21 protein-coding genes and 1 pseudogene are annotated in these 22,466 nt (G+C 67.9%); 5 read left to right on the top strand and 17 right to left on the bottom strand.

Annotated elements, in window-relative coordinates; translation table 11 throughout:
* Positions 1-115: 115 nt before the first annotated feature.
* Genes ACFWXQ_RS04755 through ACFWXQ_RS04745 form a run of 3 tightly spaced genes read left to right on the top strand, consistent with a single transcriptional unit; the run spans position 116 to position 2,478 of the window.
* A complete protein-coding gene (locus ACFWXQ_RS04755; protein WP_383957309.1) occupies positions 116-1,393 on the top strand; it encodes an XRE family transcriptional regulator in 1,278 nt (425 codons plus the stop codon).
* 3 nt (positions 1,394-1,396) lie between these two features.
* Positions 1,397-1,921: a GNAT family N-acetyltransferase gene (locus ACFWXQ_RS04750; RefSeq protein ID WP_386267548.1), complete on the top strand. Its 525-nt coding sequence runs from the start codon at positions 1,397-1,399 to the stop codon at positions 1,919-1,921.
* An 11-nt stretch (positions 1,922-1,932) separates the two neighbouring features.
* The gene (locus tag ACFWXQ_RS04745) at positions 1,933-2,478 is read left to right on the top strand and encodes a GNAT family N-acetyltransferase (protein WP_383957345.1); all 546 of its coding nucleotides are present in this window, start codon (positions 1,933-1,935) and stop codon (positions 2,476-2,478) included.
* Positions 2,479-3,414: 936 nt separating this feature from the next.
* Here the strand turns inward: ACFWXQ_RS04745 and ACFWXQ_RS04740 are convergent.
* The 3 genes and pseudogenes from ACFWXQ_RS04740 to ACFWXQ_RS04730 all read right to left on the bottom strand — a co-directional run.
* Positions 3,415-4,614: pseudogene (locus tag ACFWXQ_RS04740) on the bottom strand (DUF2637 domain-containing protein); the annotation flags it as partial.
* Between the two features lie 67 nt (positions 4,615-4,681).
* Positions 4,682-8,206, bottom strand: coding sequence for a hypothetical protein (locus tag ACFWXQ_RS04735; protein WP_386267546.1), 3,525 nt, complete (start codon positions 8,204-8,206; stop codon positions 4,682-4,684).
* Positions 8,206-8,643: a TadE/TadG family type IV pilus assembly protein gene (locus ACFWXQ_RS04730; RefSeq protein ID WP_383952046.1), complete on the bottom strand. Its 438-nt coding sequence runs from the start codon at positions 8,641-8,643 to the stop codon at positions 8,206-8,208. Before ACFWXQ_RS04730 ends, ACFWXQ_RS04735 begins: the two co-directional genes overlap by 1 nt.
* A gap of 350 nt (positions 8,644-8,993) precedes the next feature.
* Here ACFWXQ_RS04730 and ACFWXQ_RS04725 point away from each other — a divergent pair, with 350 nt between their 5' ends.
* Positions 8,994-9,911, top strand: coding sequence for a pentapeptide repeat-containing protein (locus ACFWXQ_RS04725; protein ID WP_383952044.1), 918 nt, complete (start codon positions 8,994-8,996; stop codon positions 9,909-9,911).
* A 199-nt stretch (positions 9,912-10,110) separates the two neighbouring features.
* Here ACFWXQ_RS04725 and ACFWXQ_RS04720 read toward each other — a convergent pair whose 3' ends face one another.
* From ACFWXQ_RS04720 to ACFWXQ_RS04660, 13 genes are all read right to left on the bottom strand, one after another.
* Positions 10,111-10,638, bottom strand: a complete 528-nt coding sequence (locus tag ACFWXQ_RS04720) for a TadE/TadG family type IV pilus assembly protein (RefSeq protein WP_383952042.1) — start codon at positions 10,636-10,638, stop codon at positions 10,111-10,113.
* Positions 10,635-11,060, bottom strand: a complete 426-nt coding sequence (locus tag ACFWXQ_RS04715; RefSeq protein ID WP_383952040.1) for a TadE/TadG family type IV pilus assembly protein — start codon at positions 11,058-11,060, stop codon at positions 10,635-10,637. The genes ACFWXQ_RS04720 and ACFWXQ_RS04715 overlap by 4 nt, the downstream gene beginning before the upstream one ends.
* Positions 11,060-11,275, bottom strand: a complete 216-nt coding sequence (locus ACFWXQ_RS04710) for a hypothetical protein (protein WP_306944480.1) — start codon at positions 11,273-11,275, stop codon at positions 11,060-11,062. Before ACFWXQ_RS04710 ends, ACFWXQ_RS04715 begins: the two co-directional genes overlap by 1 nt.
* 46 nt (positions 11,276-11,321) lie before the next feature.
* Positions 11,322-12,206 (bottom strand): type II secretion system F family protein, encoded by an 885-nt coding sequence (locus ACFWXQ_RS04705; protein ID WP_383952038.1) that lies wholly within the window; start codon positions 12,204-12,206, stop codon positions 11,322-11,324.
* The gene (locus ACFWXQ_RS04700; RefSeq protein ID WP_383952036.1) at positions 12,203-13,153 is read right to left on the bottom strand and encodes a type II secretion system F family protein; all 951 of its coding nucleotides are present in this window, start codon (positions 13,151-13,153) and stop codon (positions 12,203-12,205) included. The genes ACFWXQ_RS04705 and ACFWXQ_RS04700 overlap by 4 nt, the downstream gene beginning before the upstream one ends.
* Positions 13,150-14,628 carry a CpaF family protein gene (locus ACFWXQ_RS04695; protein WP_383952034.1) on the bottom strand — a complete coding sequence of 493 codons (1,479 nt, stop codon included), beginning with the start codon at positions 14,626-14,628 and terminating at the stop codon, positions 13,150-13,152. Before ACFWXQ_RS04695 ends, ACFWXQ_RS04700 begins: the two co-directional genes overlap by 4 nt.
* A complete protein-coding gene (locus ACFWXQ_RS04690) occupies positions 14,618-15,445 on the bottom strand; it encodes a hypothetical protein (RefSeq protein WP_383952032.1) in 828 nt (275 codons plus the stop codon). The genes ACFWXQ_RS04695 and ACFWXQ_RS04690 overlap by 11 nt, the downstream gene beginning before the upstream one ends.
* Complete coding sequence (locus ACFWXQ_RS04685) at positions 15,445-16,089, bottom strand: SAF domain-containing protein (protein ID WP_386267787.1); 645 nt, start codon at positions 16,087-16,089, stop codon at positions 15,445-15,447. Before ACFWXQ_RS04685 ends, ACFWXQ_RS04690 begins: the two co-directional genes overlap by 1 nt.
* A 72-nt stretch (positions 16,090-16,161) precedes the next feature.
* A complete protein-coding gene (locus tag ACFWXQ_RS04680) occupies positions 16,162-17,043 on the bottom strand; it encodes an ATP/GTP-binding protein (RefSeq protein ID WP_383952028.1) in 882 nt (293 codons plus the stop codon).
* A complete protein-coding gene (locus tag ACFWXQ_RS04675; protein WP_383952026.1) occupies positions 17,037-17,645 on the bottom strand; it encodes a hypothetical protein in 609 nt (202 codons plus the stop codon). The genes ACFWXQ_RS04680 and ACFWXQ_RS04675 overlap by 7 nt, the downstream gene beginning before the upstream one ends.
* 426 nt (positions 17,646-18,071) lie before the next feature.
* Entirely contained in the window at positions 18,072-18,527 is a 456-nt protein-coding gene (locus ACFWXQ_RS04670) for a hypothetical protein (protein ID WP_383952024.1), read from the bottom strand.
* Positions 18,524-19,546 carry a hypothetical protein gene (locus tag ACFWXQ_RS04665; protein WP_383952022.1) on the bottom strand — a complete coding sequence of 341 codons (1,023 nt, stop codon included), beginning with the start codon at positions 19,544-19,546 and terminating at the stop codon, positions 18,524-18,526. The genes ACFWXQ_RS04670 and ACFWXQ_RS04665 overlap by 4 nt, the downstream gene beginning before the upstream one ends.
* Before the next feature lie 138 nt (positions 19,547-19,684).
* Entirely contained in the window at positions 19,685-20,308 is a 624-nt protein-coding gene (locus tag ACFWXQ_RS04660) for a hypothetical protein (RefSeq protein WP_383952020.1), read from the bottom strand.
* Between the two features lie 564 nt (positions 20,309-20,872).
* Between ACFWXQ_RS04660 and ACFWXQ_RS04655 the strand changes: the two genes are divergently transcribed.
* Positions 20,873-21,568, top strand: coding sequence for a hypothetical protein (locus ACFWXQ_RS04655; RefSeq protein ID WP_383952018.1), 696 nt, complete (start codon positions 20,873-20,875; stop codon positions 21,566-21,568).
* A gap of 299 nt (positions 21,569-21,867) precedes the next feature.
* Here ACFWXQ_RS04655 and ACFWXQ_RS04650 read toward each other — a convergent pair whose 3' ends face one another.
* Positions 21,868-22,173, bottom strand: a complete 306-nt coding sequence (locus tag ACFWXQ_RS04650) for a hypothetical protein (protein WP_383952015.1) — start codon at positions 22,171-22,173, stop codon at positions 21,868-21,870.
* Positions 22,174-22,466 lie beyond the last annotated feature (293 nt).

Genomic DNA, 22,466 nt, shown 5'->3' with positions numbered 1-22,466 from the left:
GTCCCACCAGCTACAGGACAAGTTGCACTTCGCCCACTTGCAGCCAACCGGACAACTTTGCTCGCTCATTACCCTTGGCGTGGCCGAGGGTTGCCCGGACGGCTACGTTCGTCACATGGGAGTGAACGTCGTCTTAGCGGCCTGCCTAGCTGACCTTGGGCTGAAACAAGACGAGTTGGCTGGTCAGATGAATGACGCCATTGAGGCGGTGACAGGCAAACCGGGCACCTTCTCAGACCGGACGATCCGGCGACTACTCAACGGATCGACGCGGCGCCCGGCAGGGAACACCAAGGTCGCGCTGGAGAGGGTTTTCGGCTGCTCAGCGGAAGACCTAGGGTTCTACCCAACACGCACCACCGCAGCACCGCCGGAGGAGCACGTGCGGCGTCGCCGCTTCATCACTTCAGCAGCAGGTACGGCGGCCGCCGCCGCAACGCCTCACCTGACGACCCCGCCCGCCCGTGTCGGTATGGCCGACGTTCGCAGGCTGCAAGATCAGATCAACAAACTGACGTTGCTCGATGACCGTCACGGTGGCCAAACGACCCTGGACGACAGCCACACAACCCTCGTCGAGGACGCACTCGCCTGGGCGACGAGGGCTCTAGACCTACAGCAGCAAAACGTTGCTGGAGAACGCGTGCGACGAAGCCTGTACGGAGTCGCTGCGGACTTCACTGCCCTGGCCGCCTGGTGCTGTATCGACGCGCGTGACCTCGCCCGAGCTCAGAGGTATCTAGACCGGGCGATGACCCTTGCGGGCATGGCACAGGACCACGTCATCCAGCTCCGGGTGTGGAACTCGATCGCGATGCTGGCTCACCAGCAGAAACGCTTCCCAGATGCCGTTGCAGCGGCTCGGGCCGCCCAGAATCTCCCGATCACCCGCAAGGATCCATTCTTCGCATCCTTTGCCCACGCCCGAACTGCGATCGGTTTCTCCAACCTCGGGGAAGGCCAACAGGCTCTCCGCCGCATCGGGTACGCACAGGAGGCTTTGGCAAAGGCGACGCCACTGGAGCGGCCGAGCTGGACCCACTTCTACGGGCCGGCTGAGCTGCTCGCCATGACTGGCATTGTCCAGGAAAATCTAAAGATGCCCGCTGCTTCCGAGGCGTCCTCTCACAAGGCGCTGGCCGCGCTGCCCGACCGGTTCCAGCGCAACCGGGCACTCGCCACAGCGCGGCTCGCCCTCGCGCAACTTCACCAGGGCGATGTCGAACTTGGGTGTGCCACGGCGTCCAGAGTCTTCGACATCATGGGAGGTGATCCAATACCCGGTCGGATGCGAACGCTGCTCGGCGACTTCCACCGAGACCTGCTTAGCCTGGCGCCAAGATCACCACGCGCCTACGAATGGGCCGATGAGCTGCGCACGAAATGGAGCTGACGAGTGATAGACCTTCGCCACTACGGGCACGACGACCTGTCCCAGATTCGGCAGGTGCTCCTCGACGTACATGCCGACATCCCCGAGTACCACGTCGGGAGCGAGTTCGACGAACGCTTCCCATGGTTCGTCGACCACTGGGGCGGACAACCGGAGTACCGCTGTGTCATTGGCTATGACGAAACTGAGCCTGTGGGTTTCGTCTACGGCGCGCCGGCGACGAAGGGGCGCGAGTGGTGGCGCGATACCCCCTATCCTGAGCCGAAGAGCTCGCTCACCTTCGCCGTCTCCGAGCTGATGGTCCGTCCGAAATGGCGGAAGTCGGGGGTGGCAGAGGAGTTGCACAGGGCGCTCCTGGAAGGTCGGCCGGAGGACCTTGCCGTCCTCTTGGTCGACGTCACGCACCCCAAGGTCCAGGAACGCTACGAAAGCTGGGGGTACAAAAAGGCTGGCGAGCGCCAACCGTTCGCCGACTCGCCGGTGTACGCGGTCCTGGTGAAGGAACTGTTCGAACGGGCCGCGTCATAGACACTCGCCGCATGTGTCCCGTCAGACGTTCCAGCCAACGCCTGGACCTCCGCGAACTCGCGATCGACGACGTGGATGCGGTGTTCAAGATCTACGGAAGCGAAGAGGCGACGGAGCATCTGTCATTCGAGCCGCGCTCCCGAGTTCAGGTCGGCGACATCGTTGCCCGGTCCATCGCATCAGCCACCGCTACGCCGCGTACCGAGTACGCACTCGCAGTCATCCGGCGGGACACTACCGAACTGATCGGGTTCGGGCGCATCGCCACAGATCCACACCAGCAGCGCGGAGCCACATTCGGCTTCGCGCTGCGCCCGGATGCCTGGGGCATCGGCTATGGCGTCGAAACCGTATGCCTTCTCCTGGGTTTTGCCTTCGAGGTCGGCCTCCACCGTGTCTGGGGTGCGCGCTCTCCAATCAACGAAGCCTCCGCAAGAACGATGATGGCGGCGGGTATGACCAAGGAAGGCGTCATTCGGGAACACATCCATAAGGCCGGAGTGTGGCGTGACTCCGTCGTGCACTCGATGCTCGACCACGAATGGGACGGTCGCTAGAGCTTGGTTACCTAGGCGGCTGTGTGTCGCGTCGTCGGGTCGACTTCAGCAATGAGGTCTGGGCGCGGAGCAAACCCTCTGCGACACCGTGGATGGGGAGTGGGTCAGGCGGCGGCCGCTTCGGCGGTGTGGGTTGTCTTGTCGGGGTCCTGGTGAGGGTGCCAGCGTTGTAGGCGATTGCTGGCTTGGCGAGGGTGGCGGCCCCGGCTCAGGCGCGGACCAGGACGAGGGCACCGTTGGACGACATCTCGCTTCGCTGTCGAACTCGACACTCACCTGGATGTCAGATGTCCTCGCTGGTCCCAGAGTTGATTGGTTGACACCACGCGAGAATCGGCGGTGGCGTCTGCTGAGAAGGCCTGGAGCATCAGCGTGAGACGTCCCCGCCGGTTACCGAGGGGCGCGTATCGGGACTGCTGCTTCTGACGGTGCCTGGAGTGTGGTGTAGCGACGTTGGAAGGTGTTGAGGTATTTGCTGAGGTCGGATGGCTGGATTGGTTTGTTGTACTGGGCGGTGATTCCGCGGTCGGTGAGATCACGGGCGACCTGGTCGGGATTGGGGATCTCAACGTGGGTGCGGTGTTCTGCCCATGCGGTGTAGATCCGGAATTCAAGGTAATAGCGGGTCAGAGATTTCGGTTTGATGGGTTGGCCGTCACGGTCGAGTACGTTGCGTTCGGCCAGGTATTGGGACAGTTCGGGGCCTTGGGGTTCGTAGCCGTGCTGTTGCTGGAAGGTGTGCCAGGCCAGGTAGTAGCGGTCGACAGTGGGCAGCTCGGACAGTGTCGTGGCAGGCGCTGGCGTGTCGCCTGTCAGTGTGTTGTTGAGGGAGGTCTTCACGGGGCGGGTGTGCTGGGCCTGAGCTGGAAGAGTCATCAGAAGTGGTGCGTTTTCCTGTGCGGGAGCTTCAACAGGGCTGGCTGGATGCGGGCCTTGCTCGGTTTCCGGTTCCAGGGCGCTGCTCTGGCTGCGTTGGCGGGTGCGGCCGATTCCTCTCGCTGTGGAAGGGTTGCCGGTGTCCTCGGGTGAGGGCTCGCGCTTCTCGTACTCCTGAAGCACCTGGCCCTGTCCGTTCTGGTATGTCTGGCGCTGCTCGGCCTCGTACTGGGCCCACATCTGGTCCGGGGCGTACGAGGGGTCGTAGCCGCCCTCGTAGACGATCTCCTGCTGCGGGGGAGCGAACCACGGGCTCGAGTTGGGCTCCTCCTCCCGGTACTCCGGCTGCTCTTGCGCGCGGTCCGACTGCTGCTGTTCGTCGGGGGCAGGGGGGCGGTCGGGTTCCTGGCAGCGCTGCTCTTCTTGCGGTGCTTGCGCGCCCAGGTGTCCTGGCCCGTACGCTTGTTCTGTGGATTGTCCGTGCGCTGCTGGCTCCGTACGGGTGGCCGCGTCCGGGGGTGTGGCGGCTTGTGCCGGCTCGGTCTGCTGCCGTGGCGCCGGAGGCAGCAGCGCGGGCTCGATGCCCGCCGCGGCCAGGCCCGAGGGGGCCGTCTCCGCCAGGGGTACGCCGTAACGCGCGAGCCGCAGCGGCATCAGGGACTCGACCGGGGCCTTGCGGCGCCAGGCGCGGCCGAAGCGCGAACGCAGCCGGGCCTGGTAGACGAGACGCTCCTGCTCCAGCTTGATGACCTGCTCGTAGGAGCGCAGCTCCCACAGCTTCATCCGGCGCCAGAGGAGGAACGTGGGGAGCGGGGAGAGCAGCCAGCGGGTGAGGCGCACGCCCTCCATGTGCTTGTCGGCCGTCATGTCCGCTATGCGGCCGATCGCGTGCCGGGCCGCCTCCACGGAGACCACGAACAGGATCGGGATGACACCGTGCATCCCGACGCCCAGCGGGTCCGGCCACGCGGCCGCGCCGTTGAACGCGATCGTCGCCGCCGTCAGCAGCCACGCCGTCTGGCGCAGCAGCGGGAAGGGGATCCTGATCCAGGTCAGGAGCAGATCGAGCGAGAGCAGGACACATATTCCCGCGTCGATACCGATCGGGAAGACGTAGCTGAACTTCCCGAAGCCCTTCTCGAGGGCGAGTTCGCGCACCGCCGCGTACGAACCGGCGAAGCCGATACCGGCGATGATGACGGCTCCGAAAACGACCACCCCGATGAGCAGGCGGTGGGTACGGCCGGCCCCCACAGCCATGTCCGTGTTCCCGAGGCTCGTACGCTGCTGCCTTTGATTCATCAACGGCCTCGTATCTGCAAGGTGTTCACGACTGCGCGTCGGGCGATTCGGCGGGCACGTCTGTCCGCCGGACGGGGGCCTTGCGACCGCTGGAGCCAGACGCCGATAAATGCGGGACGCTCACGGCTCCGCGCGTTCGATCGTCTCGTGTCGTGCTGAGCAGTTCGTTGATCAGCTGTTCGGTGGCTATCTCGAGTGAGCAGTCGAGCCCGCGGTTGACTTGTTGGACGCGGGCAATCGCGGTGTGCAGTCCCTGCCGGTTGCCCGCCGCGTACTCGATCCTGGCCCAGTCCCGGTACAAGAGCTCAGCAGTGTCGTCAACGTCGAGTCCGGTCGCGACGGCCTGGCGGGCCGCGCTCAGGTTGTGATGCGGGCCGGCAGGGGTGCGGTGCGTGGCTACGGTGTGCGCCACGTCGATGATCCGGGTGATCATTTCCTGCTGGTGGGGCTCCGCCCAGGGCAGGGGCCTGCCTCCGAACGGCCGGCCCCGGACGAGAGTCAGGGCCCGCTCCAGATCGGGCAGGCCGGCCGGGCCCAACGGCAGGGCACGCTCGACGAGGTGGAGAAAGGCGGTCCAGTCGCAGCGCACGGCGGGGGAGAGGCTGTAGGGGGTATCGCCGGTCTTGCGGCGTGGCACGTAGGGGGTGCCGTCGGGATCGTTGCCCAGGGTGCGGCGCAGGCCTTGCAGCCGGGCGTTGAGGGTGCTCGACGACCACGGGCTGACCGGGTCCATGTCAGAGCACAGGATGTCCGCGCTCCGCCCGGGCCGGAAGAGCAACAGGGCGGCCAGCTGCGCCATCCGCGGTCCGTGGCCGGTGCTGTCCACGCCGGTCACCTCGACCGGGCCCAGGACCCGGATCTCCGGCGCGTGCTGGCTAAGGCCTTCGCCTTCATCTGCTTCTGTCATCGCGCCCAGTTCGACGCCGCCCTCGCCGTCCGCTTCTGCAGACTCAGCCGACGGCGCGGACTGCGGGGCCGGGGGCATCGTCGGTCCAGGGCCCGCGTGTTCTTCCTCGGTCTGCGCCGACGTCCGGGCGGCGGGCCGGAGATGGAGCGCGGACGGATCGGTGGTGGCGGCGAGCAGGGCAGGGAAGCCCTCGCTGCTCACCTCTGCTGCCGGCATACCGGAACTGCTCGTGGGTACGTCGGTCGCGGATGCGGCGGAATCCTGCGGCGCGCTGCGCCGGGGCGGTTCCATGCTGTCGGGCTCGTACGGCACACCCTGCCAGGGACCCTCGGCCGGGTAGGCCGGCTGCCCGGACACCTGCAGGGCCGTGACGATCTGGAGGTAGGAGGCGTGGTCCAGGCGCTGCAGCGTGACGTCCGTGCCGGCGTAGTCGACGTGCTGCGGTGCCCCGAGCGAGGCGTTGAGGATTTCCGCGTGGGGGAAATGCCCGGCCGCCGTACCAGCTGGGGCGACCAGGGTGATGGGAACTGGCCCGGCCTTGTCGATGACGTCGGCGAACTCCCAGGCCAGGTCCGGGTCCAGAGCGGACGCGCACAACAGCAGGTAGGGCTGATGCCGGGTTTCGGGCATCTGGTGGGCTTCCAGCAGCCGTTCACTCAGATCACGCAGCGCGTGCGCCGGCTGGCGCATGTGCGCGATCCTCGCGGTGGGCAGCAACTGTGGCATCTCCTCGCCGAACCCCACGACGACGACCTCAACGTCGCTTGCCCACGGGCTCTTTCCGAGCTCCAGGGCGAGCGAGGTGCACACCTCGGTGATGTGGGCCGGGTCGCCGTCCAGGAGCAGCGCGGGCATGTATGCGAGGTTGAGCAGCAGGAGGTCACCCGACTCGGTACTGCCGATCGTGGCAAGCCCCGGATACGGCGCCGGAACGTCGCGGGCCGCCTCCTCGTCCAGGAGAACAGCGTCGGCGGGCAGGACCCACCAGCCGCCCTGCCCGGACACGAAGGGCGTCTGCGGCTCAAGAGCCTGGTCCTCGGGCAGCACCTGAAGTGAGCGGGCGCCGATCCGCGCGGCCTGCAGCTGCGGGAGCCTGTCGGAATCGGCATCCCGCGGTGCATGGTGGGCCAGGGTTCGCAGGGCCACGTCCAGGCGGGCTGCGCTGCCGGGCTCGGCGGCCGCCGCCAACTGAGCTTCCGTCCTGGATGTCTCCGGCGCGATGGCGATCTTCTCGCCCGGTTTGCGGCGGCGGCGCTGCAGCGTCCGGCGCAGGGCGAGAGCCGCTGTGATCGCGGCGGCCAGCAGCGCGCCGGCGCCGAGAACGGTGTGCAGGGTCAGCGGGCTGTCGGCCGGAGCCGACGTCTCGGACGCCGTGGCGGCGGGGGAGGAGGCAGCAGAGCCGGACGGCCCAGTCGACGACGACGGTGATGCGGCAGAAGGGGAAGCGCTGGAACTGGGCTGCGGCATCCCAGAAGGGGAGCCCTGTTCCTGCCCGGGCCGTTCGGCAGGACGGCTGCTGGGTGTGCTGGAGGCTGATGACTCCGCGGTGGGCGCCGTGGTGTGGCTCGGCGCGGATGCCTGCCCATCGCCCGTGTCATCGCCTGGCTTCTGGGTGGCCGGGGGAGTGGACTCCTGGCTGTCTGCCTCATCGTCTGGGGCGCTGTCGTGAGGCGGGCTGTGCTGGTCGGGCAGGGTGCCGGGCATGGTGACCTGCTGCCCGGCGTAGATGACATCCGGGTCGGAGATGGCGGGCAGACCATCCGGCTGGGGCTTGCCCCGGCTGGCCTCGAAGAGGGCGGGCCACTTGTCGCCGTCGCCGAGCTCCTCCTCCGCGATCTTTGACAAGTAGTCGCCCGGGTGGACCGTGATGGCGGGCGCGCTCTCCTCGGCAGCAGCCGGGACGCCGTCACCCAACTGCGCACGGACTCCTTCCGACGCTGCAGCGGAATCCGGCATCTGAAGCTGCCAGCCGGGCTGCAGAAAGCTGTTCGCCTTGAAGACCTGGCCGCCGGCCATGGTGCGGCCTTCGTTCAGGGCGGAGATCTCCCGCCACCGCTCGCCGTCACCCAACTCCCGTTCGGCGATGCCCCACAAGCTTTCCGCCGGCCGCGTCTCGCGCACCGTGTACGAAATACGGGCCGTTTGCTTGCTCGCGGAGGACGGCGCGGCCCGATCGGCTTCAAAGGCCTGCGGGGCGTGGGCCTGGCCGGGCAGCTGGGGCGCGGTGGTTGCCGGTGCGGCCTGGGCATCGGAGGCCAGGGCCGAACTGGTGGGCAGCAGCACCAGGATGCTGCCGACCAGGAGAGCCGCGGCGCGCTGCGAGGAGCCCATCCCGCGGGGGGCGTGCCAAGTCCGGCCCCGCACCTGTGCGATCAACTCGCGTACGGCGCAGAACGTGAACTGCATCCACCCGATCCAGCCCACCGCGACGAGCAGCAGCAGGAATACCGCTCCCGTGTCCTGCCGGTCCAGCAGGTGCGTGAGGTCGTCGTGGCTGGCCCACCAGATGACCGGTGTGGCCCAGGCCAGCAGCAGCGGCAGCCCACCGACCGTGGCGGCCAGCACGAGCAGACTCAGTACGGCCTTGACGATACGGCCCAGGGTGCGGGCGGCCGCTGCGGCGGGCGAGGGCGTGGCGCGCATCAGTTTCCTTCGGGAGCGGTGACGCCGTGCAGGAGGGTGGCCTTGCCCTGGCCGGCCACCGGCAAGGAGCCGATCCCGACGGCCGACAGGAACTTTGTGTCGTACGTGCCGGTGACGTTCACGGTGAGGGTCTTGCCGTCGCCGGACACGCTGACCGTGCCGGTGGCGCCGGCCGAGCGCAGGTATGCCTGGGCAGCGGCCTGGGCATCCTGCGGATCCACGACGATCGCGTTGCCGCTGATGGCCTCGGCGGGGTCGATGGCCTGCCCGCCTGCCCGGGCGGCCTCGCCGGCGACGTAGTCGGCGCGTTCGGTGGCGCGCATTTTGCTGCCACCGTCGACGGCGACGCCGATGATGCCGATCAGGGCGATGACGCACACGGCGACGAACACGGTGACTCCACCCCGGTCATCCCACCGTGCCCGGCTCAGCCTCATCTGCCGGAAGATCACCAGTCACCTCGTGTCCGAAGGGTGTTGAGTTCGGCGAAGGGTGAAGCCTGCTGGTAGGCAGTGTTAGCTGGTCGGTCCAAATTCACCCGAACGGGACGGGATTCCGACAAAGCGCCGGGATTCCTGAGCGTTCCGCAGTAGTCAGGCATGGAATGCGTCTCCGTTGAACCCCACCGCTCGAGTTCCCGCCCGAAGACCATTCGGGATTCGTGAACTCGGGAGCAATCTGCAGGCTTTCGGCATGCTGAGACTGACGGCCTTTGGAGTTGGGCAAGGTAACGAGTCCAGCCTTGTCGGCAGGGGGGAACGTGATACCAATGCGGTTGCATCCGAGGGTGCTCGGCACACTGGGCGGAGTTGCTGTACTGGTCGCTCTGGCTGCGGTCGTCTGGCTTCCCCGGATGGTCTATCCACCCCTCACATTGCGCGAGCTGGGTCACGTGGCAAGTGCAGAGAAGCGCGTCGAACTGCAACAAGCCCAGTCCCAGGTACAGAACGACTTTCGCAGCCAATTGCTGCAAGCCATGGGCGGCTTCGTCGTAGTCGCGGGCGCAGCCGTCGGCTGGCAGCAACTCGGGCTTGCCCGCGAGGGGCAGATAACGGAACGCTTCACCCGCGCCATCGATCACCTCGGCAGCGAAACACTCGATGTTCGGCTCGGGGGCATCTACGCACTGGAACGGGTCGCCAAGAACTCTCCCGACGACCGACCGACCGTCACCGATATCCTGTGCGCGTTCGTCCGTGAACACGCTCGATGGCCGGTTGGCGCCCCCGACGGACCAGAACACCCCACACCCACCGTGGACCGTAATGTGCCCTGGCTGACCACCCGGGCCCCGGATGTACAGACCGCCCTGTACGTGCTGGGCCGCCGCCCTGGGCATCCCCAGGAGCACACGTTGTACCTGTCGCGAGCAGATCTGCGCCGCGCACAGCTCTCCAAAGCGCAGCTGGACGGTGCCAACCTGCGCCATTCGAATCTGTCCCGTGCCTACATGCCCAATAGCAACTTGGAAAACGGCCAACTGGTGAACGTTGATCTCCGTCACGCCCACCTGCGAGGCGCCCGGTTGTCGCACGCGGACCTGCGCGACGCACATCTGGAGCACGCTGACCTGCGGCAGGCAATCTTGCGCGGTGCTGATCTGCGGGGAGCCAACCTGTCGGACGCCTACTTGAACGGTGCCGACCTCACGGATGTCCGCGCCGACGACACGACGACCTGGCCCGACACCCACCGCCGTACATAGTTTGCACAACCCTGCTGGGCAGAAGCGCTTCCCCGATTCCTCCCAGCCAGCTTCTACCGGGTGTTCCAGGGTGCTAGCGCGCTGCCCCCTCGTCCCACACGGATCGAACTCCCGTGGCAGCCACGGTTCACCGTCACCGGCGCCAACGATGCCAGGCCGTGTCCGAAACGGCGAGGACGGAGTTCGCGAACCCAAGCAGTCAGACACCATCCTCACGTCCCTCGGTCCCTGAGTTCCGCAACGAAGACACCTCAGAATTGGTGAACCCAAGAGCTCTCTGCCGGTACTGATCCACCACTGAGGTCGCGGTCGACGTGAGAGTCCGGGACCCTGGCACGCCCGGCAGCAGGAGATCCGACAGGTTGACCGTGCAGTTCACAGTCACGGTGACCGTGCCTACCTGGCCCACCGGCACGCTGAGGCCTCCGGTGTTGATGTTGACGCTGGTCGACGCGCACCTGATGCCCTGGTCGTTGAGGGAATCGGCGGCCGCCGCCTGCGCGGCGCCCTGCGCGGCCCCCGCCGTGCGGTGAATGGACGCCTCCCGGGCCGCGTCTTCCGCTGCTGCGTCGATCTTCGAGCCGGAGGTGACCAGGCGGCCCCCGGCGATGGCCAGACACAGGAACATGATCAGCGATGGTAGAACGATGGCAGCCTCGATCGCGGCGCTGCCCTCGTCGCTGCGCAGCCTGCGAGCCCATCGGGCCGTGTATCGCACGTAGTTCACTCTCCCGGGGCCGTCCAGCGTTCCACCGGACCGGACGCTGACTGGGTGACCTGCAGACCCGATACGCCCGGGATCATCGACATGGCCGTGCCGGAGACCTGTACCTGCACCCGCTGCCCGTTGCTGGTGGCGGCGACGCTGTAGCCGCGCAGGCTGTCACCTGCGACGCGCCCCAGCACATCCCGTGCCTGGGCCGCGCCGTTGGCCGGGCTCGCCTTGTAGGCGCGGGCCGCGGTGAGGCCCTCGCGGGCCGCGGTCAGGGCGATCTGCCTTGCGTAGTACCACATCGAGGCCTGGATGACGGCGATCGTGGCGAGCAGCACGAACGGGTAGATGATGGCCATCTGGATGGCTGTGTCGCCGCGGTCGTCGTGCCATCTTCGCCCCTGCCACCAGGCCTTCAGCTGCTCCGGAGCCGACATCACAGCCCGTTGAGTCGGCCGTTGTACTTGGCGATGACGACGGCGATGGTCCCGGCGATCAACACGGCTCCGGTGACGGCGGCCACCCAGATGATGACGGTGGTGGTGCTGATGTCGCCGCGGTCCGGCCTGCGTTTGGCCTCCTGAAGGCCCTCCTGCACACGCGTGGTCGCCCAGTGCACCGCACGGTAGGTGCGGGCTGCGGTGTACTTCATGATCTGTACTCCTTGCTCCTTCAGAGGTTCGTGACTAGGGGGATCTTCAGACGGTGAGCATGCGGATGACTGCGGGGAACGCCATCAGCAGCATCACCAGGACGGCCAACAAGGCGCCGGGGGCGGTCATCTTCTCGCTGGCCGCGTTCGCCTCCGCGGCCTGATCGGCCAGCAACTCGGCATTGAGTGCCGCGGTCCGGGCCCGCAGCGCCTTGTAGACGGCGGCGCCGTCGGTGGCCGAGCCCCGCATGATGTCGGCGACGTCGTCCAGGACGGGCAGCTTGTACTCGGCGGCGAGTTCGGTCAGCGCCTGGTAGGGCGGGATCTTCTCCATCCGGGCCCGGCGCAGGGCGCCCTGCAGAAACAGGAAGGGCCAGCCGAGGCCTACCTCGGCGGCCTTCTCCAGCGCTTCGGCGGGTCCGGCGTCGGCGGCCCGCTTGAGCGCGACCAGGTCGAGGTAGGCGGACAGGGCGTGCGCGAACTCCTCCCGGGCGCGCTTGGCCTGGTCGCGGACCGCGAGATCCGGGGTGATGAACAGCAGCCCTGCGATGAGGAGTCCGGCACCGGCCGGCACGTAGAACGGCAGGGAGACGCCCGCGATGATCCACGGGATCGTCGCGATCACCGGGCAGAGCAGGCCCAGCGCTGCGAGCGCGGTTTTCTTCAGCATGAACTGGCCCGGCCCCTGCCCGAGCAGGGCCAGGTTGGTGGTGGGGATCCGTACGCCGGGCACGCGCTCGAGGCGGACCAGCAGCCACCGGCCCCACACCTCCTCGCGGTCCAGCTCCGGCTCGGGCATGGCCAAGGTGGCCGGGGCACTGCGCTGCAGGGCCGGCCCCAATGCGGGCTGAGGGCGCAGCAGTTCCCGCACCAGCAGCGCGATGCCGGCGCCGACCGTGCCACCGGTCAGGACGACGGGAAGCAGGTTCACGACGTAACTCCTTCCGGCTCAAGGCCGGCGACCGGCACATCCGGCTCTGTGACGGGCGCGGGCAGCCGGACAGTGCTGGACGGGTCGGTGATCAGAAAGCGCGGTATGCGGCGGAAAGCACCCAGCTGCCGCATCAGGGCGAGAACCCCGATGAACCCGGCCGTCAGGAAGGCGAGCACGAGCTGACCCAGGAGCGTGGAGTACGGCTGCGTGTAGGACGGCACGAAGAACCCGGCCACCACGATGCCCACGGTGATGATGGTCATCCACCGCACGGTGGTCCGGGGCTTTGCCCGGTCCGCCTCGATGGCGCGCCTCTTGGCGACCTCGTCGCGGACTGTTCCCGCCAGGTCTTCCAGCGCCTGAGCCAGGCCCGGGCCGCGGTCATTGACCGACAGAATGAGCGCAGCAACGACCTTGTCCGCGGTGACGTCGTCCAGCTCCTCGGCGAACGCGCCCAATGCTCCCTGCGGTCGCCAGCCCAGCCGCAGCCGGTCGGACAGATTGACGATCTGCGGCGCCAGTTCCTCCGGCGCACCCCGACGGCTGGTGACCATCGCTTGCTCCAGCCCCATGCCCAGCCGGAGCAAGCCCGCCAGCCGTTGTGTCCACTCGCTGAGCGCCTCCAGCTGCCCGATTCGTTCCTGCGCCATCTGCGCCGGACTGATCAGCCAGGGCACGCCGACCACGGCCGCGCCCAGCAGCACGCCGCCCACGAAGTTCCCCGAGACCAGCCACACGGTCATGAAGACCACGACCGCCAAGACCGCGAGGGTCCGCCGGCGAAGACGGACGTCCTCGCCTTGGTCCTTCCCGGCGCGCAGGGCCTGCCATCGCTGCCGCAGCGGAGCCCGGCGCGGCGCCGTCGTGCCCACGGCACCGGCCACGATGCCGATCAGCCCGCCGATGACGGCCATGCCGCTCAACAGCCCCCACAACAGGGTCATCGGCTCACCCCCACCTTCAGCGGCAGCGGCGCCTGCCACGCCCCGTAGGGCTGCTGCAGGAGGGCGGAGTCGAAGCCGACCCGGCGCAGGTCGTCGACGCAGCCCGGGTCCATCCTCGGCACCGCGCGCAGATCCCCGAACTCGGCGCCGGGGGAGAAGACCGTGTTCGTGGCGGGACGGCCGTTCTCGCCGATCCCGGTCAGTTCCAGGACGTGGGAGACGTAACGGTGACGGCGGCCGCCGATCTGCGTCTCATCCGTCATGTCGACGTACACGATGAAGTCCAGGCCGTTGGCAGTCTGCCGGTAGGCGAGCTGCTCGGACAGGTTGTCCTGGGCGAGCGCGTACAGTTCGGCGATCCGGTCGAAGATGATGTCCGGGCGCCGGGCATGGATGGTGCACAGGTTGCCGCCCGAGCCGTTCGTCAATGCCTGCATCATCGCGACGACTTCAGGGCCGCGGACCTCGCCGACCACGATCCGCTCTAGCGACATCCGCAAAGCGGGATGCATCAGGTCCAGCAGCGTGACCTCGCCGGCGCCCCGTCCGGTGACGTCCTTCTCACCGTTGGACTCGCGGCCCACCAGGGAGACGACCTGCCGGTGGTATCCGTTGGCGTGGGCGAACAGTTCGTCCTCGGTCTGGATGGTGGCAAAACGCGTCTCCGGGTTGAACTCCTTGAGCATCGCCCGCAGCAGCGTGGTCTTCCCTGCCTTCTGCTTTCCCGCGATCATGATGTTCTTTTCCGCGCGCACGCACGCGCCGAGGAAGTCGCGCAGGATCGGATCGATCGTGCCCAGCCGCACGAGGTCGTCGAGATCGGCGTGAGAGACCCGGTGGCGGCGGATGACCGCATAGGTCATCGGCCCGAGTCCGGTGATCGCCTGGAGCCGGGAGCCGTCCTGCAGGGACAGGGCCAGGGTGGGGTTCGCGGTGGAGATGGTGCGCTCGTTGTGCCCGGACCCCCTCGCCAACTCCCGTAACAGCTCCAGCAGTTCCTCGTCCGAGTCCGCGATCGGCCCGACCATGCGGCGTTCGCCGTCGCCGTAGTCGAGCCACACCTCGTCCGGGCCCTGGATGATGATGTCCTCGACCCGTTCGTCGTCCAGGTACGGCTGGAGCCGACCGGCCCGAAAGAGCAGGTCATAGACGGCACGCCGAAGTGCTTCGTCTTCATGCGGCGCCATGGCCGCTGCGTCCGACCACAGCGCGACCGCCTCGTTGATCCAGTCCAGGCAGCGCTGTTCTTCGCTGGCCCGGTCCATATCCGGCGTCGTCTTCAGCAAGTCCTCGCGCTGTTTGGCGACCTGGCCGGCGATGTGCCGGGCGACCTTGTAGTCGACGGTGACCTGAGGCGTGGCGGCGCCGAGCACGTGCGTACTTGAGGCAGCACCAGCAGGTGTGCCGTTCGCCTGCCGGGGGCGGCTGGGCGGCGGAGACACAAGAGGGTCGTTGTGCAGGGGGCTACCGCGCACGGGTTACCTCCCCGCCTGCGGCGAACGTGCCGTGTGGATCCAGGCGGAACCGGCGCATTGCGGCTCGCTGGACCAGCAGGGTGCTGCTCGTCCTGGCGGCCTTCATCAGCGGTGACTTGGTGAAGTGGCGCGGCTGCTCGGCACCGTCGGACAGCACGCGGGTGTCCTTGGGCGCGTACGGCAGGGTCGCCACCACTGGAACCTGCAGCACCCGCTGCACCTCGCCCGCGGGATACGGGCCTTCGTTGATCATCAGCACGCTGACGTCACCGACCCGTTCCTCCAGTGCGCGCACCCGGCCCTCGGCCGCTTGCAGGCAGCGCAGGGTGTTGCGCACCACGACGATCACGGCGTCGGCCTGCTCGGCCAGGACACCGGAGGGGCCAAAGGCGCCGCGGCGGCCGAGGTCGATCAGAATGTCGTGGCCGTGTTCGGCCTCGATGCCGCGGAAGATGACGCTCAGGGCTTTCCACACTGAGCCCAGGCTTGCTGACTGCGCGGGGTCGGTGATGCCTGGCAAGAGCAGGCGGTCGCGCGGGGACTCCGTCTTGCCTTCTGCGCTGCCCAGGTCGATCAGCTGACGCCAGAAGGCATCGCCGAGGTCGCCCTGGCGGGCGGCGACCGAGAGGTTGCGCAGTCCGTATCGGTCGCCGAGCGTGCCCTGGAGCAGCCCGTGCAGCACGGCCCCGCCGTCCGGGTCGCACTCAGCCAGGACCATCCGCCGGCCCGGCTCCAGCGGCCACGACAGCAGCAAAGCGAGAGCGCTTGTGGTCACGCCGGGCGCGCCACTGCAGCCTGCCAGTGCGATGACAGTCATCAGTTGCCGTCCGGAGCGGCGAGGACTAGGCGCAAGGTGCCAGCGGACACCCAGGCGGCGGCCGTGGGGCCGTCAGCGGCGGATGTGGCGACGTCGACCACTACGATCCCGGTGCCGGGGGCGGCACTGGAGGCCTTCACGACCCGCCCGTCAATGGTCTCCGGCGGGGTACCGGACGTCTTGCCGGTGTCCGCCTGGCCCTGGGCCGGGACGTGGACCAGCTGTACCTTCTGGCCCGGCATCAACGCGGTGGCCGGGATCTGCTTGGGCTCAAGCCCGATGGGCACCAACTGCTCGCCAGCCTTCACCAGCGAGTCCTTCGTCACCTGAGCCGGAGCGAGGAGCGATCCGGGCTTGAGCTCGACAGCGGCCCGCTTGCCCACCACCGAGTCCAGGTCGTCGCTGCGCACCGCTTTGACGGCCGGATCCAGGGCGATGGAGGCCTTGCCCAGGTCGTCCTCGGTGAGGACTTGCCCGACCTGGACGTCGCGGACCACGGTCACCACGTCGGTGCGGTTGCCGACCTGTAGCAGCAGGACGGCAACACCGGCCCCTCCGGCCGCGATCAGCGCCAGCGACAAGGCGATGACACCCGGTCGGCGCCTGCGGGCCGACACCCGAGGGGGAGTCACCGGGCCGGCCACCGAAGGCACGCCGTCCGTGGCGGCTGTGCGTTCTTTGGTCTTGCTGCTCAACACTCTCTCCTTCCGGCGGCTCTACCTGACGACCTGCAGTTCGCCCATCGCGACCTGTGCCTGGGACTGCCTGGTCTCCGTGAACTGCCCCGCCTCGCCGCCGCCGTTCACCTGCCAGTCCACCGTCCACGTAGCGGTTGCGTTCACGCTGTACTTGCCTCCTGACCGGGAGGCCGAGGTGCGGCTAAAGGTATGGCCGCAGGTTGGCGACTCCTGCTTGCCGTACGAGGCCTGGTAGGCAGTGCCGGGGCCCCGGCACGTGACAGCGTTGCCGTCGCCCATCGCCCAGTCGATCTTGGTGACCTTCGCCTTCGCGGTCACGGTCACTCCAGCCAGCGACGCTGAGGCTGTGTTGGGCCCGTACGTCGTAGGGCTCTCGTTGACCCACATCCACATCGGCACGCCCACGATGTACTTGCCGGCCGCGCGGGGGCTGGCGATGTCCGGGCCGGTCAACAGCATCCGGTCGACAGCTTGGCGCGCCAGTTGCTCTGGGTCGACGTTGACCGCGGGGGCCTCCGCTGCCCAGAAGACCTGGGGGACGATCTGAGCGCCAGCAGCGGCTCCCAGCGCATCGCTGAGGCAGACCCGCGTGTAGATCGCGCCGTCGCCGGGTTTGTGGCCGTTCCAGATCGGGTCGCTTGCGGGTGGCTGCGGATCGAGTCGCTCGACCGCACAAGTCTGCGGCCGGGGCTTGCTGTCCTTGCCGGTGCCCGGCTGATTGCCTGTCTGGTCCTGGCCGCCCGGGTTGCCCGGCTCCTGCCGGCAGACCGTGACGAAGGAACTCGCTCCGTCGCAGTCACCGCCGATGACCGGATCGTCCGCCGCGTGGGCCGGTAACGCCGCGAGAGCACAGAGCGCGGCTGCGGAAAGGACTGCTGCCAGCGCGGGACGCTTCAGCATGTGCGTTTCCCGTCTGGCGTGAGTTCTGTGATCATCCACTGGTTCCCCCACTTCTCCGCCTTGGCCGTCGTCACGTAACGCAGAGGCTGATTGGACGGGAACGGTTGCACGGCACCTGTCTTCTTCTTGACCGTCTTCCAGCCCGAGATGTCGAGACAGTCACGCACGCTGGCCTTGGGCGTCTTCCCGGTGAGCGCGAGCGAGGTGACCTGCGCCTCGTGTGTCGGGGCGCCCTTGGCGGCGGTGCCCGCCTCGTTCATGATCAGGACGTCGCCCATAGCGCGCCCTAGTGCTTCCTTCGTGGCGTACTTCTTCAGGTCGGTGCCCTTGATGTCGGCCTGCCCGTAAGCCTTGACCTGCTCGGTCCAGAAGTCGTCATACGCCTTCAGCACGTCGCCTTTGGCCTGGGCCTGGGGATCGGCACTGGACGACGACGTCGCGGGGGCTGGCTTGCTGTTGGTGGGCGAAGGGCTCTTGGCCGAGTCGTCGCCGCTTCCGCAGGCGGTCAGAGCGACCAGTCCGCCCGCGATCAGCAGAGCGGTTGCATGCTTTCGGCCGCGAACGGCAGTGCGCTTTGTTGGACGTCGGGATGCTCGTGTCACGTTGTCTCCCCGTACGACGCGGTGCGATACGACCGCTGCCCCGGCCTCCGACAAACGGCGGCCCAGACCCGGCCTGGTCCACCTGCGGTCATGCGTTTGCGTGATCGCGAGGTTGCGCCTGTGCCAGTGAACTTCCCAGCGCGATATCTGAGTTGGCTCGCACGACTCGGGACGTAACCGGTCACCTTCGGAACGTGAAATCAATTGTCGTTCTGTCCCTTCAACTCATCGCATGCGTGAACAACCCACCCAGGCAGGTACGTTGAAACAGCCGGTGCGCCTGGACAACGACACACACCGGGGCAGGGATGCAGCAGCTGAACCCGGGAGATCCCGAACGGTTCGGGCCTTCCTCGGCAGCCCAGACCTGCGGCTTGGCCAGCCGGCAGTGTGTTTGCGTATCGCCCCACACGTGCGTTCGCTCCCTCAGCTGGATTGGTGTGCGGTCACGTTCCGAGGTGGATGACGTTGCGAACTCCCCGCGTTCGCGTGCGCCAATGCCTTGATCGGGTCGACTGGGGGCCTGGTGGCCGCAGGATGGAACGCCAGCTCCCACTCGGGATGCCCGGCCCAGACGCTGTGAGCGATGCTGCGCAGCGTCCAGCCCAGCGCACTGACCTGAACGGCGAGAAGATCGTCGTCGACGATGGAGGCGAGTTCCCGCTGGGCAAGCCACTTGTCCAGGACATCTCGCGCGCCGGCGAGCGTTTCGAGCTCGGTGCGGCAGCCGCCGGGCATTACGGCCTCGGCCATCCGGGCGGTCAGGAACCGCGCGAACCTGTGGTCGCGGTCCCGGGCCCAGGCGCTGCTTCCGAGCTCTGGGGTCAGCCACAGGCGGGTCAACTCGTGGGGAGTGACTGTGGTTTCGTACTGGGGTGTCATCGGGAGTCCACCATCGAATACCTCCAGGTGATCACCTTGGGCTTCCCCGACGGGGCCAGCCCCGCGAGGGCCTGGCCCTGGTACTCGTCCGTGACCACCGGCCGCCGCTCGGCGTTGTAGACCGCCTCGGCCGGGCCGGGGATGATCCTGCCGCCGTTCATGAACCTCTTGTGGAGGTACTCCACGGTGTACGAGGTCGGGAAGAGGGCGAGAACGCCGCCGTCGGCCAGGCGCAGCGCGTACACCGTCGGGTGCGCGGGCTTCCCGTCAAAATGGTTGATCTTGGCGAAGGTGGCCTGTTTGCCTTCGGTGCGGTTCGCGTAGCGCTGCGCGAACTCCTTGGTGGCTGTGGTGGTGGCCAGTTGCCGGCCCTGCTTCATGCCGCCGGTCTCCACCAGGTCCTCGAAGGCATCGCCGAGTTGGTTCGGGGCGAGCGTTCCTACGCGCTTGGCCGGGTCGACGGCCGTAGCGAGCCCGTTCTTCACCGCGATCTCGGGTATCGCGGTCTTCTCGTCCGCGTATACGGAAGCAACCATCTTGAGACGGCCGCCGACCTTGTCGAAGATCAGGAGCGCCTCTGACGCGGATCCGCTGGACTTCGCCCTGACCGCGAACCAGCTCTGGCCATCCGGGATGTAGTACCTGCGGGACGTGAAGACGAACCCCGTCCCGTACTCCTCCTGATCCTTCTTGGACCAGGTCTTGAACTGTTCGTAGCCGGCCAGGGACTGCTCGTGCACCTGACCGCCCTCGACCGTGCCCAGCAGTCGTGCGCCGCGGCTGCCCCGCGTCCGGTTGGCCTCGTTGTTCGCCTTCTCGTACGCGTCGACCGTCGCGCGGGCGGCCTCGACGGTGACCACGCCCTTCGGGGCGGAGCTCGCGGCCTCGGCGCCGTTAGTCCCGGACTCCTTGGCGCCGGCACTGCATCCGCTGAGTGCGGCGGCCGCGAGCATGCTGATCGGCAGCAGCATCGTGCGGCGTAAGCGCGGGGGGCGGGCGGCGCGGTAGGGGGACGTCATTGCTGTGCTTCCTCCTGGAGCCGAGAGAGTGGGTGGGGGAGAAGGACGGAACACGGCCCGTGGCGGTCCCGGCCCCGAGGCTGCCTGCCGGTCCGGCTGGCGTGTAGCGCGGGCGCCCTGAACGCAGTCGCAGGCGTTTCAGTCAGCCGGCTCGGGTGTCTTGAGGGGGCCGGCAGCCGCGGGGCGCGTCCGGCCTGCGGTCGTGCAGTTGGGGGCGCAGGCCCGCAGCCGGGTGGGCTCGGCGAGCATCCCCTCGACCGTGCAGAAGACACCGAGCTGCCTCTTGCGGTGGAGCAGGTCTCCGCACAACGCACAGCGCAGGCCTTTGACCTGGTCAAGAGTCAGGTGCGCCAGGTCCGGCCGATCCGTCGAGGGCCTGCCAGGCCGCAGACCGAGTGCGGTCTCGACGGCCGAGTGCAGGTCGCCGGTCTGGGTATGGAGGTGGCCGGGACGAGGGGGAATCAGCCAGTAGGGCCCAGGCGGGCGCTTTCGGTCCGTCGGTGGCAGAGCGATGTGGCTGGCCTTGCCGAGGGCGACGGTCTGCGGCAGTTCCCACGTCCTTGTTGTGCCGGGCGGAACGAGGAAGTACATGCCGCGGCTGCCCGGCGCCATGGCCACGGCGCCGAGGGGCCCGGTCACGGAGTTGAAGGCCTCCAGACCGAGCTCGCGGGGCAGCCGTACGGCGTCCCAGTTCCGGCCGGCTGCTGTGATCCAGGTTCCGTCGACACTGCGGACGGCATCGGTGCTGGTGATATCAGTCATGGAGAGTGTCCGGTCGGCAGGAGAAAGAGCTGCTGGAGCGCCCGGACCGTACCCGGGCGCCCCAGTCCAGGCCGGGACCGGACGGCGCAGGGGGGAGCGCGATCCGGGTAGCCCGTACCTGGCCCGGCCACGGCATGCCGCAGACGGGAGGGGTGGGGAGCGGAGGACGACGGTGCGCTGGCAGCGCAGCGGATCGCTCGGCCGCTGCGCGCCCGTTCGTCCGTGCCGCGTGCGTCATCGTGTTCCTCCAGGCCGCCTTGTCTGAAGTCCTCGGCCTCTGACCCTGTGGTGCGCCGGCCAGAGGCTGCCGGACGGAACGGTGTGGGCAGACCGGCCGGCCCGCGCCGGGGCATACCCGTAGATGGAGCCGGGCGGCTGCGATCACCGGCATATGCAGATCCTGATGCAGCACGAGCCAAAGTGTCAATGATTGTGAACGATCGTGGCGGCCGGGCACTCCCAGCCCGTAGGATCTCGCCAGGCCACCCATTGCGCGGAACGGTGATCGGGGTAGCCTCGTGACGCCCCTACCAGTCCTGTCGGTTCCAGCTATGGAGAGCTCTGGTGAACGAAGCCGCCGAGCCGGCAGAGGAGAGCGACGAGCTGTCCGGCGTCGAGGAGCTCGCAGCAACCGAAGTCGGCGACCTCCTCGATGAGCTTCGCGACCTGCGGCAGGGCCTAGTCCCCACAGCCAGGAGAAAGCTCGATCCTCTTCTGGCGCCTGAAGCGGTCAACTACGCGACGGGGATCGCGATCGAGCGTGTGCCCGCACTACTCGCCGGCGCAGACCCGGACCGCGACGACTCCAAGGAAGCCTCGAAAGCCCGGTACCTGCAGCGCATGACCTTCCTGCGTGAGACCCGGCTGGCGACACCGATGACCCGGCGGCTCAGCGGCAGGACGCCGAGGCAGTACCGCCTGGGTGAGATCGCCAGGGGCTCCAACAACAGCCGGCAGACGGTCCATTACGTCTTCCAGGACGGCCGCCTCACGAGCCCGGAGAACACTGCCAAGATCGAACGGTTCTTCGGCGTACTGCCAGGGTTCTGCTCCTACACCGAGCAGGAGGCACTGGTCGCGTACCTCCGCCCGATCGTGAAGGACCTCAGGTTCCTCAGCAAGGTCGCCAAGGCGCTCGGGCAAGGCGTGACCAAGGTTGCCGCACGCACCCAGGACTTGAGCCAGGACACCGCTCATGACACCGCGATGGACGAGATCCTGTCCGCAGTCATCCGCGCACGCCGCCGCAAGCGCCGCTGAATTACAGACGCTCGGCTCCCTTCTCGCAACGTGGCCGTGGTCGCTGCCACGGAAGACGGCACATCAGGATCGGGCGGAATTCCCCAGGGGGAACGCCGGTCATCGAGATCAGGCGACGAGGCGCCTGATCGTGGGCTTCTACGCTCGCACCAGCGCCCCGCCCGGCACCACCCTCAGCTTTCTGCATGAGGAGGGGGTCGCATACGCCAACTAGCCGCCAAATAAGGGCCATACGGGGCATCGCGGTGTGCCCAACAGGGCTTGGAGGTGCTCCTGTGAAGAGGGCAGCCCGGATATCTCTACGGGAGTGCAGTGGGACCGGAGGCGCGTTTCCGGGCCTCGGTATTGATCTTGCGGATCGCCCTGCGCGTCTTGGTGAGAGTTCGCGACAGCTCGGCGATGAGGTCCGCGGCCTCGTCCAACTCCTGAGGAGTCCCGGCGGGACTCCAGCCGCCATCGGGCGCATATTTGGCGGACGAGGCCGTGCATGCGGCCAGGAGGTCTGTCATCAGGCCGCGGAACTCGACGAGTTCACCTTCGGTGTAGTCGCCGGCCGTCGGCTGCTCCACCGTCAGCCCATCGAGTGCTGTCAGGTGTGCTGGCATCCTCTTCCTCCGCTACCTCGGTGCGTGGCCACAGGGCACGCAGATGGAGTCTCCGGGTAGCTGAGATCCTGATGGACCACCAGCCAAAGTGTCAATAATTGTGAACACGTGTGGCGTGCTCTGGCACTGCGCCCGTCGCCGCGGCATACCCATCTGACGCCTGCCGATCTGGAGCAGGCCGGGAGCACACCGTCGGTCCTCTGGGGTGAACGGCCGCTCTGCAGGTGTGCGGGGGGGGGCCCCCCCCCCCTGGGTGGGGGGGGGGGGACGACACCGCGACTGAGAGGGGGGTG

Source organism: Streptomyces sp. NPDC058697 (genome assembly GCF_042715345.1).
Lineage (GTDB): Bacteria > Actinomycetota > Actinomycetes > Streptomycetales > Streptomycetaceae > Streptomyces > Streptomyces liliifuscus.
The sequence above is the reverse complement of the archived record's forward strand: the minus strand, read 5'-3'. Positions and strand labels throughout refer to the sequence as shown.

Excerpts from the sequence above, each read along its gene's own strand:
- ACFWXQ_RS04755 (WP_383957309.1), top strand. The coding sequence starts at position 116 with ATGGGAGTGAACGTCGTCTTAGCGGCCTGCCTAGCTGACCTTGGGCTG.
- ACFWXQ_RS04745 (WP_383957345.1), top strand. The coding sequence starts at position 1,933 with ATGTGTCCCGTCAGACGTTCCAGCCAACGCCTGGACCTCCGCGAACTC.
- ACFWXQ_RS04735 (WP_386267546.1), bottom strand. The coding sequence starts at position 8,206 with ATGCGCGCCACGCCCTCGCCCGCCGCAGCGGCCGCCCGCACCCTGGGC.
- ACFWXQ_RS04730 (WP_383952046.1), bottom strand. The coding sequence starts at position 8,643 with ATGAGGCTGAGCCGGGCACGGTGGGATGACCGGGGTGGAGTCACCGTG.
- ACFWXQ_RS04715 (WP_383952040.1), bottom strand. The coding sequence starts at position 11,060 with ATGTCGGCTCCGGAGCAGCTGAAGGCCTGGTGGCAGGGGCGAAGATGG.
- ACFWXQ_RS04710 (WP_306944480.1), bottom strand. The coding sequence starts at position 11,275 with ATGAAGTACACCGCAGCCCGCACCTACCGTGCGGTGCACTGGGCGACC.
- ACFWXQ_RS04700 (WP_383952036.1), bottom strand. The coding sequence starts at position 13,153 with ATGACCCTGTTGTGGGGGCTGTTGAGCGGCATGGCCGTCATCGGCGGG.
- ACFWXQ_RS04690 (WP_383952032.1), bottom strand. The coding sequence starts at position 15,445 with ATGACTGTCATCGCACTGGCAGGCTGCAGTGGCGCGCCCGGCGTGACC.
- ACFWXQ_RS04680 (WP_383952028.1), bottom strand. The coding sequence starts at position 17,043 with ATGCTGAAGCGTCCCGCGCTGGCAGCAGTCCTTTCCGCAGCCGCGCTC.
- ACFWXQ_RS04670 (WP_383952024.1), bottom strand. The coding sequence starts at position 18,527 with ATGACACCCCAGTACGAAACCACAGTCACTCCCCACGAGTTGACCCGC.
- ACFWXQ_RS04665 (WP_383952022.1), bottom strand. The coding sequence starts at position 19,546 with ATGACGTCCCCCTACCGCGCCGCCCGCCCCCCGCGCTTACGCCGCACG.
- ACFWXQ_RS04660 (WP_383952020.1), bottom strand. The coding sequence starts at position 20,308 with ATGACTGATATCACCAGCACCGATGCCGTCCGCAGTGTCGACGGAACC.
- ACFWXQ_RS04650 (WP_383952015.1), bottom strand. The coding sequence starts at position 22,173 with ATGCCAGCACACCTGACAGCACTCGATGGGCTGACGGTGGAGCAGCCG.